Source organism: Caballeronia grimmiae, from assembly GCF_022879615.1.
GTDB classification, from domain to species: domain Bacteria; phylum Pseudomonadota; class Gammaproteobacteria; order Burkholderiales; family Burkholderiaceae; genus Caballeronia; species Caballeronia grimmiae.
Window position 1 is genome coordinate 2,152,494 of sequence record NZ_CP084271.1, and the last position, 15,296, is coordinate 2,167,789.

At 65.5% G+C, this 15,296-nt stretch carries 13 protein-coding genes; 7 read left to right on the top strand and 6 right to left on the bottom strand.

Annotated features, from left to right (window positions below; translation table 11 throughout):
* Nucleotides 1-116: 116 nt before the first annotated feature.
* Nucleotides 117-1,022, top strand: a complete 906-nt coding sequence (locus LDZ21_RS10370; RefSeq protein ID WP_244793225.1) for a LysR family transcriptional regulator — start codon at nucleotides 117-119, stop codon at nucleotides 1,020-1,022.
* A gap of 329 nt (nucleotides 1,023-1,351) precedes the next feature.
* Nucleotides 1,352-1,678 carry a hypothetical protein gene (locus LDZ21_RS10375; RefSeq protein WP_244793227.1) on the top strand — a complete coding sequence of 109 codons (327 nt, stop codon included), beginning with the start codon at nucleotides 1,352-1,354 and terminating at the stop codon, nucleotides 1,676-1,678.
* A gap of 211 nt (nucleotides 1,679-1,889) precedes the next feature.
* Here LDZ21_RS10375 and lolA read toward each other — a convergent pair whose 3' ends face one another.
* Entirely contained in the window at nucleotides 1,890-2,558 is a 669-nt protein-coding gene (gene lolA / locus LDZ21_RS10380; RefSeq protein ID WP_244793229.1) for an outer membrane lipoprotein chaperone LolA, read from the bottom strand.
* A gap of 38 nt (nucleotides 2,559-2,596) precedes the next feature.
* Complete coding sequence (locus LDZ21_RS10385) at nucleotides 2,597-4,921, bottom strand: DNA translocase FtsK (protein WP_035960577.1); 2,325 nt, start codon at nucleotides 4,919-4,921, stop codon at nucleotides 2,597-2,599.
* Between the two features lie 359 nt (nucleotides 4,922-5,280).
* Here LDZ21_RS10385 and trxB point away from each other — a divergent pair, with 359 nt between their 5' ends.
* The 5 genes from trxB (at nucleotide 5,281) to LDZ21_RS10410 (ending at nucleotide 9,131) form a co-directional block, all read left to right on the top strand.
* On the top strand, nucleotides 5,281-6,288 hold the full coding sequence (trxB, locus tag LDZ21_RS10390) for a thioredoxin-disulfide reductase (protein ID WP_244793231.1): 1,008 nt from the start codon (nucleotides 5,281-5,283) through the stop codon (nucleotides 6,286-6,288).
* A 254-nt stretch (nucleotides 6,289-6,542) separates the two neighbouring features.
* Entirely contained in the window at nucleotides 6,543-7,331 is a 789-nt protein-coding gene (locus LDZ21_RS10395) for a Smr/MutS family protein (RefSeq protein WP_244793233.1), read from the top strand.
* 11 nt (nucleotides 7,332-7,342) lie between these two features.
* Nucleotides 7,343-7,963, top strand: a complete 621-nt coding sequence (locus tag LDZ21_RS10400) for a trimeric intracellular cation channel family protein (RefSeq protein WP_244793235.1) — start codon at nucleotides 7,343-7,345, stop codon at nucleotides 7,961-7,963.
* A 125-nt stretch (nucleotides 7,964-8,088) separates the two neighbouring features.
* Nucleotides 8,089-8,742: a protein-L-isoaspartate O-methyltransferase family protein gene (locus LDZ21_RS10405; RefSeq protein WP_035960571.1), complete on the top strand. Its 654-nt coding sequence runs from the start codon at nucleotides 8,089-8,091 to the stop codon at nucleotides 8,740-8,742.
* 65 nt (nucleotides 8,743-8,807) lie between these two features.
* A complete protein-coding gene (locus LDZ21_RS10410; protein ID WP_244793237.1) occupies nucleotides 8,808-9,131 on the top strand; it encodes a rhodanese-like domain-containing protein in 324 nt (107 codons plus the stop codon).
* Here the strand turns inward: LDZ21_RS10410 and LDZ21_RS10415 are convergent.
* From LDZ21_RS10415 to hemC, 4 genes are all read right to left on the bottom strand, one after another.
* Nucleotides 9,125-10,717: a GDSL-type esterase/lipase family protein gene (locus LDZ21_RS10415; protein WP_244793239.1), complete on the bottom strand. Its 1,593-nt coding sequence runs from the start codon at nucleotides 10,715-10,717 to the stop codon at nucleotides 9,125-9,127. The genes LDZ21_RS10410 and LDZ21_RS10415 overlap by 7 nt on opposite strands.
* 161 nt (nucleotides 10,718-10,878) lie before the next feature.
* Nucleotides 10,879-12,072 (bottom strand): heme biosynthesis protein HemY, encoded by a 1,194-nt coding sequence (locus LDZ21_RS10420; protein ID WP_244794816.1) that lies wholly within the window; start codon nucleotides 12,070-12,072, stop codon nucleotides 10,879-10,881.
* On the bottom strand, nucleotides 12,072-14,135 hold the full coding sequence (gene hemDX / locus LDZ21_RS10425; RefSeq protein ID WP_244793241.1) for a fused uroporphyrinogen-III synthase HemD/membrane protein HemX: 2,064 nt from the start codon (nucleotides 14,133-14,135) through the stop codon (nucleotides 12,072-12,074). Before hemDX ends, LDZ21_RS10420 begins: the two co-directional genes overlap by 1 nt.
* Nucleotides 14,135-15,169, bottom strand: a complete 1,035-nt coding sequence (hemC, locus tag LDZ21_RS10430; protein ID WP_244793243.1) for a hydroxymethylbilane synthase — start codon at nucleotides 15,167-15,169, stop codon at nucleotides 14,135-14,137. Before hemC ends, hemDX begins: the two co-directional genes overlap by 1 nt.
* Nucleotides 15,170-15,296 lie beyond the last annotated feature (127 nt).

The window sequence follows — 15,296 nt, forward strand, 5'->3', positions numbered from 1 at the left end:
GCAGTAAATGTCAGTTAAAAGGTTGACAAACCTCATTAGTACCGTCTTTCCCGCCAAGCTAAAATGCAACTGTCATCCACTTCACATCGATAAGTATCGATCTATCGGCGGCCCGCATGTTCACTCACCTTTCCGATCTGGATTTGCGGCTCATCCGCGTCTTTCTCGCCATCGTCGATGCAGGCGGCGTTTCGTCCGCGCAGGCGACGCTGAACGTCGGGCAGTCCACCATCAGCACCCAGCTCGCCACGCTCGAAACGCGGCTCGGCTACCGGCTTTGTGAGCGCGGACGCGGCGGTTTCGCGTTGACGTCGCGCGGCGAGCAGTTCGTCGATGCCTGCCGCACGCTGCTCGTCGCCGTCGATACGTTCGATTCGACCGCGCGCAACGTCGGCAGGACGCTCGTCGGCACGCTCACGCTCGGCATGATCGGCACGACGCCGGTCAGCGCGAACGCGCGCATCAGCGAGGCCATCGCGCGCTTTCGCGAGCGCGACGAATCGGTGCGCTTTTCCGTGCTCGTCCGGTCGCCGAACGAGCTGGAGGAAATGCTGCTCGCCGGCCGCATTCAGATGGCGATCGGGTATTTCTGGCATCGCGTGCCGTCGCTCGAGTACACGGAGATTTCCGCGGAGGACCAGCTTGCGTATTGCGCGCGGTTGCATCCGCTGTTCGCGCGGGCGGGCCGCGTGACGTTAGATGAAGCCGCCGAGCATGACTGGGCGTGGCGCAGCTATCCGTTGCCCGAAGCGGGCGCGCTGATGCCCCGCTCGATCAGCGCCGTCGCGGACAACATGGAATCGGTCGCGATGCTCGTACTGTCCGGGCGGCATCTCGGTTATCTGCCGGAGCATTTCGCCGCCTCGTATGTGGAGGACGGCCTGCTCGCCCCGCTGAACGAAGAGACGATGCGCTATCGCGTCGCGTTTCAGATGGTCACGCGCGCACGCAGGGATCGCGGGGAACGACGCGAGATTCTCGACGCGTTCATCGACGATATGAGCGCATCGCATCGTAGGTGAAACGTTTATTGCAGCCTATAGCCAACCAGAATCAGTGTACCGCTGCCACTTAGACAGGAATCCTGTCTATTGTGAGATGCGCGCACGAATGTCCTTGGCATCTTGTTCGGACTGTTCTTATTATTGTCTGACGCGCCGGTTCGCGAGATAAGAAGCATCTCGCGAACCGGGCGACCAAGACAACGAACCGGGGGAACACGATGGGCAGATCGACGCTGCATGCAAGCAAGGCTGGACGTTTGGCAATCGCGGGGGCGGCAGCCTGCTTCGCCATTTCCGCGAGCGCAGTGACCATACAGGGAGGGACCATTACCTTCAGAGGCGCGCTGGTGTCCTCGCCGTTCGGACTTTCGATGCGCACGGCATCGGCGGAGGACAACGGATTCTCCACGCGGCGAAGCGCAAGCGGAGCGACGGCCTCGGTGATATTCACGCCCGCGCCGAACAGCTCGCCCAGCGCCAATGTTTCGCTGGCTATCGACAACCACCGGGCCGCGCCGAATGCGCTAGGCGCGACCTTCACGGACGGCAGCGGACATCCGATAAAGGCAGACGGCGCAGGCGCATTTCACGTGAGGCCGTCGGGCGGCGTGCTGTCGATGCAGGAAAAGCAGTTGTCCACGAGGGCCGTGACGCTCGTCACGAACTATCACTGAGCATCGCCGCCGCGAGCGACGCGCGGCTTTCAGGCGCCGCGCGGGGTAGGTGCATCGAGCTTGTGCGGCGGCGGGCCATCAAGATGGACAAAGCATCGTCGCTAGCCGGATGCGTTCGGCTAACGACGAAGAATGCCGGTAGCGAGATCAGGCGGACGCGGCGTCAGATCGAGTCAACGGGAAGTCACGACGCCCGGCGTCTCGCGTCTCATCACCCGTTGATCACATCCGCGCCCTTCGGCACGTTGAACTTGAAGGTATCGCCCTTGATCGGCGGGTTCTTCTGGATGTTCAGGAACGTCAGCAGCGTGACGTTGCCGAATACGTCGTGCAGTTCCATCGCTTGCAGATTGCCGTCCTTGAAGCCGATGCCGACCGTCTCGAACTGCGTGTCCTTCGCCTTGGGCGTCAGTTCCAGCCAGTCGATGCCGCCCTTCACGCCGGCATCGCGCAGCGTGAAGTTCTTGTCGAGATCGTTGCTGCCGAAGAGGATCGCGGCGGGGCTTGCGCCGAGCGCGCCGCCCAGGCTGCGCACGGTCACCTGATTCAGGTCCTTGTCGTAGACGTAGAGCTTGTCGCCGTCCGCCTGCAGGACTTGCGAATACGGCTTCTCATACGACCAGATGAACTTGCCCGGACGCGCAAACATGAACGTGCCGCTGGAGTTCGCACCTTTCGATGCCGTGGGCGTGGCCGACGCGCCGTTGTTCGCTCGGCCAGGCGCCCTCACCTCCTGCTGGGTGAATTCACCGCGCGCCGCGTGAACCTGCGACACGAACTGCTTCAACTGCTCCGTGCCGCTCGCGAATGCCTGCGTTGCGAAAAGCATCGACGCCGACAACAGCATCGCGCCAAACATCTTCCCCGTTCGCTGTTTCATAGTGTCGTTCTCCAAATGTTGCCCGCCGTGCGCGACGCTCATTCCGCTTCGCGCGCCGGCGTAAGAATCTCCCGGTTGCCGTTCGACGACATCGCCGAAACGAGACCCGAGTTTTCCATCTGTTCCAGAAGCCGCGCCGCCCGGTTATAGCCGATGCGCAAATGCCGCTGCACCAGCGAAATGGAAGCGCGCTTGTTCTTGATGACGACTTCGACGGCCTGGTCATACAGCGGATCGGCCTCGCCGTCGGCCGAGCCCGCGCCCGCGCCGGCCGCGCCTTCGTCGCCATCGCCCGCGAGCCCGCCTTCCAGAATGCCTTCGATGTAGTTCGGCTCGCCCTGTTCCTTGAGCTTGTCGACGACGCGATGCACTTCCTCGTCCGATACGAACGCGCCGTGCACGCGCACCGGCAGCCCCGAGCCCGGCGGCAGATAGAGCATGTCGCCCATGCCGAGCAGCGACTCCGCGCCCTGCTGATCGAGAATCGTGCGTGAATCGATCTTCGACGACACCTGGAACGCCATGCGCGTCGGCACGTTCGCCTTGATGAGGCCCGTGATGACATCGACCGATGGCCGCTGCGTCGCCAGAATCAGATGGATGCCCGCGGCCCGCGCCTTCTGCGCAATCCGCGCGATCAGCTCTTCGACCTTCTTGCCGACGACCATCATCAGATCGGCGAGCTCGTCGATGACTACGACGATGTGCGGCAGGCGCGTCAGCGGCTCCGGGGCGTCGGGCGTCAGGCTGAACGGGTTCGGAATCTTCTCGTCGCGTTTCTTCGCTTCGTCGATCTTCGTATTGAAGCTCGCGAGATTGCGCACGCCCATCTTGCTCATCAGCTTGTAGCGGCGCTCCATCTCGGCGACGGCCCAGTTGAGCGCGTGACCCGCCTGCCGCATGTCGGTGACGACCGGACACAGGAGATGCGGGATGCCTTCGTAGACGCTCATTTCGAGCATCTTCGGATCGATCAGGATGAGCCGCACCTGATCCGCGCTCGCCTTGTAGAGCAGCGAGAGGATCATTGCGTTGATGCCGACCGACTTGCCCGACCCCGTCGTGCCCGCGACCAGCAGGTGCGGCATCTTCGCGAGGTCGGCGCAGACCGGATTGCCGCCGATGTCCTTGCCGAGACCCATCGTGAGCGGCGAAGCGCCGTTCGCGTACACCTCGGAGCCGAGAATCTCGGAGAGCTTGACGGTCTGCCGGCGCTGGTTCGGCAATTCGAGCGCCATGAAGTTCTTGCCCGGAATCGTCTCGACGACGCGAATCGACACGAGCGACAGCGACCGCGCCAGATCCTTCGCCAGACCGACGATCTGGCTGCCCTTCACGCCCGTCGCCGGCTCGATCTCATAGCGCGTGACGACCGGCCCCGGATACGCCGCGACCACGCTCACCTCGACGCCGAAGTCCTTCAGCTTCTTTTCGATCAGGCGCGACGTGTATTCGAGCGTATCCGCGGCGATGGTTTCCTGCACCTTCGGCGGCGGATCGAGCAGCGAAATGGCCGGCAACGTGGAGTCGCCCGGCAGGTTGGCGAACAGCGGAACCTGCTTTTCCTTCTCGACGCGCTCGGAGCGCGCGGGCGTCGCGACCGGCGGCACGATCACGACCGGCTCGTGGTCCTCCTGCTTGACGCGCGAACGCACCACCTTGCCCTCGCGCTTCGACGCGGCTTCCTCGCCGAGCTTGCGGTCGCGGCCGGCTTCGCGCCGCAGTTGCGCGCCGGTGATCGCGTTCAGAATGCCCTCGCCCACCTTCTCGCACACGGAAAGCCACGAAAAGCGGAAATAGAGCGACAGCCCGATCGCGAGCGCGATCAGCAGAAAGAGCGTGGCGCCGGTGAAGCCGAGCGCATGCGACACATGACGCGCGATCAGGTCGCCGACCACGCCGCCCGGCGCGCGCGGCAGCGGCACCTTGAGCGACCACATGCGCAGCGCCTCGATGCCGTCGCTGGCGAGCAGCACGAGCACGAACGCGAATGCTTCGGCAAGCCAGGTGCGGTCGCGCGGCGCGTCTTCATCGTTCTTCGATGACTGCGCCGCCGGCTCGCTGATGCGCCGGTAATTCGCGATGATGCGCCGCCCGAGCAGCACGACGAGCCAGTACGACGACAGCCCGAACACAAGGAGCAGAATATCCGACGTGTATGCGCCGACGCGGCCGGCCCAGTTCGAGATGCGATCGACGCTCACCGCGTGGGTCCAGCTCGGGTCCTTGCGGCTGTAGGAAATCAGCGCCATTACGAGAAACAGCCCGAGTGCGACCTGGAGAATCCAGCGAATCTCGGTGAAGAGCCGCGACATGCGGTGCGGCAACGCCTGCGGGCTCGCGGAATAGGATGCTTTTGCCATTGATTCGGTGTCGCTTTTTGCGGCCCTGGGTGGATGAGCGCCGATGGCGCATGGGGCCCTACGAACGGTGGCCTATTGTAAACGCTGCATTGCGGGGAAAGGCGCAAAAACGGCCGCGTTCTTGCATCCTGTAACACTCCTCACATGCCGCTTGCGTGGGGTTTCTGCGTCGAATCTGCGACTCGAGCCTATCAATGCGATTGAAAGGTTCACTCGGAACGCTTTCGCACGGACCTTTATAATCGGGGACTTGCATCCAACTACGGGTCATCGGAAAGCGACGCGCGCGGGAAGTCGAACTTGCTGCGCTGGCGTCATCCCCTCGGCTTCCGGCAGACCATCAATAACGGACCATCGCCATGTCTTCATCCCAAAGCGCGCCCAAGCACGCCAAAGTGCTGATTCTCGGTTCCGGCCCCGCCGGCTACTCCGCCGCCGTCTATGCGGCGCGCGCGAACCTGTCGCCGCTGCTCGTCACCGGCCTCGCGCAAGGCGGCCAGCTGATGACCACGACCGACGTCGAAAACTGGCCGGGCGATCCCTCGGGCGTACAGGGTCCGGAACTCATGCAGCGCATGGAGGAACACGCGCGCCGCTTTAATACCGAGATCGTGTTCGACCACATCCATACCGCGAAGCTCAACGAGCGGCCGTTCCGTCTGATCGGCGATTCGGGCGAGTACACGTGCGATTCGCTGATTATCTCGACGGGCGCATCGGCACAATATCTCGGTGAGGCGTCGGAACAGGCGTTCATGGGCAAGGGCGTGTCCGCGTGCGCCACGTGCGACGGCTTCTTCTATCGCAACGGCGAAGTCGCGGTGATCGGCGGCGGCAATACGGCGGTCGAAGAAGCGCTGTATCTGTCGGGCATCGCGAAGAAGGTGACGGTGATCCACCGCCGCGACAAGTTCCGCGCCGAGCCGATTCTCATCGACCGCCTGCTCGCCAAGGAACAGGAGGGCGTGGTCAACATCAAGTGGAATCACGTGCTCGACGAAGTGCTGGGCGATGAATCCGGCGTCACCGGCCTGCGCGTGAAGCACACGGGCACCGGCGAAACCACCGACATCGCGCTGCAAGGCGTGTTCGTGGCGATCGGCCACAAGCCGAACACCGACCTCTTCACCGGCCAGGTCGAGATGAAGAACGGCTACATCATCACGAAGGGCGGCACCTCGGGCAACGCGACCGCGACGAGCATCCCAGGCGTGTTCGCGGCGGGCGACGTGCAGGATCACATCTACCGTCAGGCGATCACGAGCGCCGGCACCGGCTGTATGGCCGCGCTCGATGCGCAGCGTTACCTCGAAGCCATCGACGAAACGCCCACGCCGCACTCGATGAGCCACGAAAAGGATCGTTGAACGGCAAGCGATACGGCGCGCCGGGCCGCTAAAATGGGATTCGGCGCGCTGCATTCGACGCTTCGCGACGCCGACCACGCCGGCGTTTCGACGACAAAACGGGCCACGGCCCGTTTTTTGTTTCCCGGCACGGCTGCGCGCGTTTCGGCTTCGCGCATGGACGGCGGCCGCGCCCGTGGCACAATCGGCGCGCCGCGTCGATGCCGTCCTCAGCCGCTTGCTTTTGACCCGCAGCCGACTCTCCTGGCCGAACGATGCCCAAAAATCATCCGCACCCGAACGAACCGAAAGCCCGCCGCCGGGAAGCGCCGCGCCCCGTCGCGCCCGCGCAGAAGCCGGCCGATCCGCGCGAGGTGTCGGCGGCGGTGAAGCGCGAAGGGCTTGCCGGTCTCGCGTCGCTGAAGACCGCGCTCAAAGCCGACGCGGACCAGCGCCAGGCGCAACGCATCGCGGCAGCGCGGGCCGAGCGCGAGGCGGTCGCCGACGCCGACGATTTTCGCCGCGCGATCGGTGAGGTCGAGCCGCTGAAGACGCCGCCGCGCACGACCGTGCCGCGCGTGCCGCCCTCGCCGCTGCCGCTGCAAAGCCTGCGCGACGAAGAAGCGGTGCTGCAGGAAGCGCTCTCCGACGAATACGATCCCGAAAGTCTGCTCGACATCGACGAAACGCTCTCGTATCACCGGCCGGGCGTCAGTCAGGAAGTCGTGAAGAAACTGCGGCGCGGCGCGTGGATCGTGCAGGCGCAACTCGATCTGCACGGCATGCGGCGAGAAGAAGCCCGCGAGGCGCTTGCGGAGTTCATCCGCGAATCGGTGAAACGCGGGCTGCGCTGCCTGCGCGTGATTCACGGCAAGGGGCTCGGCTCGATCGGCAAGCATCCCGTGCTGAAGGGCAAGGTGCGCGCGTGGCTCGTGCAGAAGGCCGAAGTGATTGCCTTCTGTCAGGCGCGTCCGCACGACGGCGGCGCGGGGGCCGTGCTCGTGCTGCTGCAACCGGGCGGCACGCCGCGGCATCACAACCATCCACAAGACAAGACCCGCTGAACGGAACGCACGTGCATCCCAGGCTCACCCTCGCCATTTCCATCATGGAGGCGTTCGCGATTTTCGCGTATGCGCTCTCGGGCCTCATCGAAGCGAGGAAGCGCCGGCTCGACGCGGTCGGCGCCTTTCTCGTCGCGCTCGCCACCGCGTTCGGCGGCGGCACCGTGCGCGACGTGCTGCTGTCCCGCCGCCCCTTCTACTGGGTCGAGCATCAGGAATACGTGGTCGCGATCTTCGCGATGGCGATCTTTGCACCATACTTCCTGCGCGTCACGACGCGTCTATTCGACCAGCGCGCGCTTCTGGTCACCGACGCGATCGGGCTCGGCCTCTTCAGCGTGTCGGGCACTTCCATCGCCCTTGATGGGCAGATGCCCGTCTTCACCGCGACGATGATGGGCGTCACGACCGGCGTGTTCGGCGGCATCATGCGCGACGTGCTGTGCAATGAAATCCCGCTGATCCTGCGCGATTCCCGCCCCTACGCGGTGTGCGCGTTCGCGGGCTGCTGGATCTACATCGGGCTGGAGCAGTTCGCCGTCGAACCGATCTATAACGTGCTGATGTCGACGGCGTTCATCCTCGTCGCGCGGCTCATCACGTTCAAGTTCGATATCCGGCTGCCGCATTAGACCCGCGCGGCGCGGGCGGCGAAAGGCATCGATTTGCTACAATCGCGAAGTCAATCCGCCCCGCTCCGCCGCTTCCCGCCGCGCATCGGGGCGTAAGTTCCCGGTCGTCAACACGCACACAGAAAATGAACATCGAGCAAGCGCGTTTCAACATGATCGAGCAACAGATTCGTCCGTGGGATGTGCTGGACCAGGACGTATTGAACCTGCTGTCGATCGTCAAGCGCGAGAACTTCGTTCCCGCCGCCTATCGCAACATCGCTTTCGCGGACCTCGAAATTCCGCTGCCGGGCGGCGAACGCATGCTCGCGCCGAAGATCGAAGCGCGCATCCTGCAGGAACTGGCGGTGAAGAAGACCGAAACGGTCCTCGAAATCGGCGCGGGCTCGGGCTACATGGCGTCGCTGCTCGCGCATCGCGGCCGCAGCGTGACGACGGTCGAAATCTCGCCGGAACTGGCTGAATTCGCGAAGCAGAACCTCGCCGCGAATGGCGTGACGAATGCGCAGGTCGTCGAAGGCGACGGCGCGCGCGGCTGGAACGAAGGCGCGCCGTACGACGTCATCTGCGTGTCGGGCGGTCTGCCGATCATGCCGCAGGAATTTCTCGAGCAGCTGAGCATCGGCGGGCGCATTGCGGCGTTCGTCGGCACGGCGCCGGTCATGAAGGCGCAAATCATCACGCGTGTCGACGAAAAGCAGTTCCGCGTGTCCGATGTGTTCGAAACGCTCGTCGCGCCGTTGAAGAACGCGGTGCATCCTTCGCCGTTCAGGTTCTGAACGTCAACCGGTCCGCGGCGCGGGGACACCGCCGCTGCGGATCATCATCGTCCGCTCACGTTCCCATGCAGAATCTCTCCGCTTCCGAACTCGCCGCGTGGCTTGCCGATGCGTCCCGCCCCGCTCCCGTGCTGCTCGACGTGCGCGAACCGTGGGAGCTTCAGACGGCGAAGATGGACAACATCGTGTCCATTCCGATGCGCGACATTCCCGCGCGCAGCGAAGAACTCGACGACGACGCGCAGATCGTCTGCATCTGCCATCACGGCGCGCGCAGCGCCCAGGTCGGCATGTTCCTCGAATCGCGCGGCTTCACGAACATCTTCAATCTGTACGGCGGCATCGACGCGTGGTCGCGTCAGGTCGATCCGTCCGTTCCCACCTACTGAGCCGCTCCGGTCGCCGTGCCGGTCGCCCACACGGGCTTGCCGGCCGTCGAATAGACGACGAGGTTGCCGTCGCGCTGCATGTAGGCGTAGCCGGCTGCATCCGTTTTCGTGCTCTGCCACACGCGTGCGCCGCCGGCGTTGTAGAGCGACAGCGCGCCGTCTTCAGCGAAGCGCATCGCGACGCCCGGCGCTCCCGCCGCACTCGACGACCAGATCGCCGCGCCGTTGACCACGATGGCGAGATAACCGTCGCGCCCTAGCGTCAGCGAGAATCGTCCGTCGCACGAAGCGAGCGTCTGCCCGACCAATAGCCCTTCGCCCGGCGCGAGCCGCCCGCAGCCCGACGGCGCACGCACGGCGGGCAAGGCGGCGAACCAGCCGAGATTCGCCGCATCGGCGATGGCTTGCATGCCCGCATCGTTCGGATGCAGATTGTCGCCGCTATTGAACGCTGCCGCGAAGGCGCTCGCGCCGATGCCCGCGCCGCCGAGTGCGAGTGCCTGATCGAGCAGGCCATCGCATCCGCTGGATTTGTCGCGCAGGAAGGCGTTCACCGCTTGCCGCGTGTTTTCGATGCCGGGCGTCCATCGCGAAACGCCCTGGAACGGCGTGAGCGTCGAGCAGATGATCTTCACGTTCGCAGCGTGCGCTTGCGCGATCAGTTCGCGGAATGCGTCGACGAGCCGCTGGGCGGTCGGCGGATCGCCTCCGATCAGGTTGTTCACCGCATCGTCGGACACGATGACCCACTTCACGTTGGCCTGTTGCAGCACGTCGCGGCCGAAGCGCGTGAGGCCCGCCTGGCCCGATGCAGCGCCGTCCGAGAAGAAGTTGTTGCCGCTGATGCCCTGATTCAGCACGCCCACGTTCATGCCCGCGCCGATGAGCCGCCCGGCCAATCGATTCGGCCAGCGCCCGTTCGTGTTCGGCGCCGACGAGAGACCGTCCGTGATCGATGCGCCGAACGTGACGACCGCGCCCGTCGCGCCCGCGTTGACCACATCGACATTGGTCAGAAAGTAATACGATCGTTCGCCCGCCGCATTCGCGACGCCGCCGGCGAACGATGCATCGCCGCTTGCGTCGCCGGGCGCGATATAGACATCCTGCAATCCGGCGACGTGTCCCGTTGAATTCGGCGGCGTCTTCGACGGCACGTGAACGCTCACGGCGATGTCGCCGAGCGTCGGCACCGGGAAGGCGATCGTATCGCTGGACACGGAGCTGCCCGCCGGAATCGTCACGTAGGACTGGCCGTTGAACGTCGCGACGCGATCGGTCGCGGCGACGGTCTGCGCGCCGCTCGCCCGCTGCGCGAGATGCACATTGCCGATGGTCACCGGCTGCGTACCGAAGAGATTGGAGAACCGCAAACGCGCCGCCGTTCCGCCGATGCTCGTGTGCACGATCTGGCGAATCGTCTGATTGTCGAAGCCGGGATCGCTGGTCACGGCGGGCGCGGCGGACCATGTGCCTGTCCATTGCGGCGCGCTTGTCTGCGCAAAAGCGGGCGACGATACGGCGCACGACAGCAAGACACCGAGCGCCCGCGCGGCGACGGTTCGAAGCCTGTTCGGTCTGTTCACTTCCTCTCCTTAAGCCGACTGTCCCGGCGGCTGAATGAGAATAGATCACGCTACGGCGGTCGCGGGCCGTGCGGCAACGAACGGACAGACGCGGAGAAATGAAAAAGCCGCAGGCGTTTCCCGCGCCTGCGGCTTTCAAGGACTTCGGCTCGGAATTCGTCTTACACGACGTTCATCGCCAGTGCGCTCGCGCGATAGTGCTCGGCGGCCTTGTCGGCATCGCCGAGTTGCTCGTGCAGACGAGCCAGCGCGCGATGCGTACGAATCTTCAGCGGTTCGTTATCGGCCAGCTTCAGCGCCGATTCGAGGAACGCCTGCGCCTTGCCCCACAACTGCTGATGCAAGCAGAGCCTGCCGAGCGTGAAGAGCAGATCCGCGTCCTCGGTGCGTTCCTTCTGCCACGCTTCAGCGCGCTGGATCAGCGGGACCGCGTCGCCGCCGACGATGCAATCCGGATAACGCCGCAGCAGGCGCGCGTCCCAGTTATGCGCGAGCGCGTCTTCGACGATCTTTTTCGCTTCGGCACGGCGATCCAGCGCGATCAGCAGTTCGGCGGCAAGATCAGCGAGACGCGGCGACTGGCGCTCCGTCACCGACAGCGACTGCCAGAATTCGAGCAGGGCGTCGGGATTGTGCCGGCGATCGCGCAACAGATTCTCCGCCGCAACCTGACGCAGCCGCACCGCGACCGCCGGATGCAGCGCCTCGCGCTTCTCCAGCATCCGCACGAGCTTGAGCACTTCGCCCCAGTTCTTCAACTGCTGCTGGGCGCGCAACGCGATCTGCTGCGCGTGGATGCGCCGGCCGCCCTGCGCCTGCATTTCCGTCAACGCGACGAGCGCGCCATCCGCGTCGCGGCCATCGGCGCGCATGTCGGCGGTGGCCATGAGGCGGGCATCCTGCCAGTCTGCGCCGGTGACGTGCGTGAGCCATTCGTCGCGGCGCGCGTATTCATGCAGCCGATGCGCCGCGTGCGCCCCGACGAGACCCGCCGCGCCCTTGTTGGCATCGACGGAAAGCGCATCGCGGGCAGCTTTCTCCGCCTTCGAGAAGCGCCCCGCGTACAAATGGCCGATGGCGTCGCGCAAGGACGCATTCGCCTTTGCAAGACGGCTGCGCGCCCGGTACGCGGCGACGCGCTCCGGCATCTTCCACACGCCGCGCGCCGCGCGAATCAGCGCATACAGCACGATGAACAGCACGACGAGCGCCACCGCGAACAGGTTCAGCGACAGGTCCACGCGATACGGCGGTACCACGAACAGAACCTGTCCGCCGTTGAAACCGCCGACCGTCGCGACGATCACCGCGACCGCGAACAGCAGCGCGAGCCAGATGAGTCCACGAATCGTCATCATCCGCCTCGCTTGAACTGGTGCACGGCGGCGAGGCTTGCGTTCAGGTTCGGCACGGCGACCGCGAGCGACGCCTGTTCGACCTGCTTCACGAGCTCGCGCACAGCCTGCACTTTCTTCGACGACGGATCGAAGTAGCGGGCCAGCGACGCGTCGGCGGCCTGGAGATCGGACTTGAGCGTCGGTTCGCTGCGCGACAGCAAGGACAGACGCGCGGACAACAGCCGCAGCTTCACGTTCTCGCGCACGAAGTAGCCCTGATCGGGCGACGTGAGCATGGCGTCGGCGTTGTCGATGCGCCGCACCGACACGAGACTCGCCAGCTGCTGCCCGATGCCGGTCGTGATCTGCCGCCACAGCACCTTCCAGCGCGGCTCGCCGGTGGCCGCCGCGATCGACGCGCTATCGGCGGGCGTCGCGGCCTGTGCGCGCGCACGCTCGATCGGCGCTTCTCCGGCGAGCGGCAAACCGTCGATCTGTTCGATGGCGGTATCGAGCTTGATGGCGAGGCCGGTGAGATCGGTGGTCGGCGCGGCTTTCAGCTTGTCCATGTCCTGCGCGATGGCCTTGCGGATGGACACCACTTGCGGGCCGGTCGTCGCGGCGAGGCGCGTGTCGGCGCTCTCGAGCGCGAACAGCGCGAGCTGCACGTTGCCGGTCAGTTGTAACTGCTGGCTCGCGCTCGACAGAATCTGCTCGACTTCGGCCAGCGTCCAGTCGTCGCGATTGCTCGCGAGGTCCTGATACTGCTGCTGCAACGCCTGGCTGTGCGCTTCGGCATCGCTGAGCTTGCCTTGCAACTGGATGATCTGCGTGTTGAGCGCGCCGGTTGCGTTCGCGGCCTGTTCGGCCTTCGCGCGCAAATCGGCGTTTTGCGCATCGGCCTGTGCGACGCGCTGCGTCAGTTGTTGTTCCTTGCGGTCGACCTTGCGGTTCAGCGCGTAACCGCCCGCGGCCGCGGCAATCGCCACGATGGCGACGACGAACCACAACAATACGGTGCCCGCGTTGCCCCGCCGCTTCTGCTGCTCGTAGGGCGTGAACGGCGTGTTGGGAGGCAGCGGCGGTGTCACGTTCGGCTGAGGTGAAGCTTTCTTGGAATCGTTCGAATCAGTCATGCGTGATTGAGCCGGTTGATGGGCCGGTGAGTTGTCCGGCGAATAGGCCGGTGCGTTGTCCGTCGATACAGCCGCCGATGACGATGTCGATGCTCCGGCGCTACGCGGCTGCGCGGCGGCATCCTGCGGAAACAGGGTTTCCAGCGTCTCCACGATGCGCTCATCGCCCGCGCCGGACACCGTAATCCTATCAAAACCCGTCTGGCGCGCGGCTTCGGCGATGCGCGGATGCGGGCAGAGCACCGGCGCACGCTTCAGCCGGGCGATTTCGTCGGCGGTGAGATGCTCGCGTGCGAGTTCGTCGAGATTGCGCACGCCTTCCGAGCTGGTCAGCAGCCACGCGTGCGGTTCGCCGGCGAGCAGCGTGTGGATGCGCTCCCACTTCTGCATCGACGGCTCCGGCAACAGACGCCGGTACGCCGCCGCTTTCTCGACGCGCGCGCCCGCTTCCGCGAGGCGGTCGGCCAGCCACTCGCGCCCGCCGTCGCCGCGCACGATCAGCACGCGCTTGCCTTCGAGCCCGTTCGCGCCGAAGTGCGCTTCGATGGCCGCGTAGAGCGCCTCGGAATCGAAACGCGGATCGGCATGCTCCGCCGATGGACTGATCACGCCATGCCCCGGCGCGCTCACGCCTTGCCGCGCGAGCGCCGCGACGCTGCCCGGCCCGACTACCGCCACCGGCACGTCCGCCGGCCACGGCGCGAAGAGACGGCCGAACGCGTGATCGATGGCGTTCGGGGAAACGAACACGACGAGCGCGTAACGCTCGGGGCCGTAGAGTTCGTCGAGGGCGGCGCGCAGCGGGGCATCGTCGGCGACGGGGGCAATGTCGATCAGCGGAAATTCGAACGCATCGAACTGCGCGCGATGAAGCCGCTCGATGAGCCCCGACGACTGCCCGGCCGGCCGCGTGATGACGACGGTGGCGCGGCGCTGGCTCGCCATCAGGACGGGTCCGCCGCCGACGGCGGCACTCGGTCGTTCTGCGCCGGGGCCGCGTTGGGCGCGTCGGCGCGGCTCATCGTCGAGAGCGCGTTGACGATGTCCATCGCGCCTTGCGCCTCCAGGTCCGCCGACACGCGCTGGCCGAGCGCGAGCGCACCCGCGAGATCGGGCGCGCGCACGTGCTCTTCCGCGCGCAGCACGCGCTTGCCATCGGGCAGCGATACCGCGCCGCGCAGATAGAGCGCGTCGTCGCGCCAATGCGCGTACGCGGCGAGCGGCACTTCGCAGCTTCCGCCGAGCGCCCGCGACACCGCGCGTTCCGCTTCGACGGCGAGCGCGGTCGCTTCATCGTGCAGCGGCTGGAGCCACGCGGCGAGATCGGGGCGGTCCGCGCGAATCTCGATGCCGAGCGCGCCCTGACCGGCAGCCGGCAGACTCTCCGATGCATCGAGCAACGCGCGGATGCGCCCTTCCATGCCGAGCCGCTTGAGTCCCGCCGCCGCGAGAATGATGGCGGCATAGTCGCCGCGATCCAGCTTGCCGAGGCGCGTGTCCAGATTGCCGCGCAACGGCCGTACTTCGAGATGCGGGAAGCGCGCGCGGATCATCGCTTCGCGGCGCAGGCTCGACGTGCCGACGACGCTGCCCGCTGGCAATTCCGCCAGCGAAGCGTAATGCGGCGACACGAAGGCATCGCGCGGGTCTTCGCGTTCGAGAATCGCGCCGAGCGTGAAGCCGTCGGGCAATCGCATCGGCACGTCCTTCAGCGAATGCACGGCCAGATCGGCGCGCCCTTCGGCGAGCGCCGCTTCGAGTTCCTTCACGAAGAGTCCCTTGCCGCCGACTTTGGACAGCGTGCGATCCAGAATCTGATCGCCGCGCGTCGTCATTCCGAGAATTTTGACGTCGCAAGATGGATATAATTTGTGCAGCGCACACCGCACGTGCTCGGCCTGCCACATGGCGAGCCGGCTTTCCCTCGACGCGATGATGAGCGTGGCGGGCGGTGTCGTTGAATGCGTCTCGGAATTCATTGATGCTCGATCGAATGACGGGATGAAATAACGAATAATGGTAGCACGCACGCCAGGGTCCATTTGGCGCGGGCGGCACGCCGGAGCCTTGTCTGGTGCGCCTTTCCGAGCGCCTGCGAGGTCGGCG

Excerpts from the sequence above, each read along its gene's own strand:
- trxB (WP_244793231.1), top strand. The coding sequence starts at position 5,281 with ATGTCTTCATCCCAAAGCGCGCCCAAGCACGCCAAAGTGCTGATTCTC.
- LDZ21_RS10405 (WP_035960571.1), top strand. The coding sequence starts at position 8,089 with ATGAACATCGAGCAAGCGCGTTTCAACATGATCGAGCAACAGATTCGT.
- LDZ21_RS10370 (WP_244793225.1), top strand. The coding sequence starts at position 117 with ATGTTCACTCACCTTTCCGATCTGGATTTGCGGCTCATCCGCGTCTTT.
- LDZ21_RS10385 (WP_035960577.1), bottom strand. The coding sequence starts at position 4,921 with ATGGCAAAAGCATCCTATTCCGCGAGCCCGCAGGCGTTGCCGCACCGC.
- LDZ21_RS10395 (WP_244793233.1), top strand. The coding sequence starts at position 6,543 with ATGCCCAAAAATCATCCGCACCCGAACGAACCGAAAGCCCGCCGCCGG.
- lolA (WP_244793229.1), bottom strand. The coding sequence starts at position 2,558 with ATGAAACAGCGAACGGGGAAGATGTTTGGCGCGATGCTGTTGTCGGCG.
- LDZ21_RS10420 (WP_244794816.1), bottom strand. The coding sequence starts at position 12,072 with ATGACGATTCGTGGACTCATCTGGCTCGCGCTGCTGTTCGCGGTCGCG.
- hemDX (WP_244793241.1), bottom strand. The coding sequence starts at position 14,135 with ATGGCGAGCCAGCGCCGCGCCACCGTCGTCATCACGCGGCCGGCCGGG.
- LDZ21_RS10410 (WP_244793237.1), top strand. The coding sequence starts at position 8,808 with ATGCAGAATCTCTCCGCTTCCGAACTCGCCGCGTGGCTTGCCGATGCG.
- hemC (WP_244793243.1), bottom strand. The coding sequence starts at position 15,169 with ATGAATTCCGAGACGCATTCAACGACACCGCCCGCCACGCTCATCATC.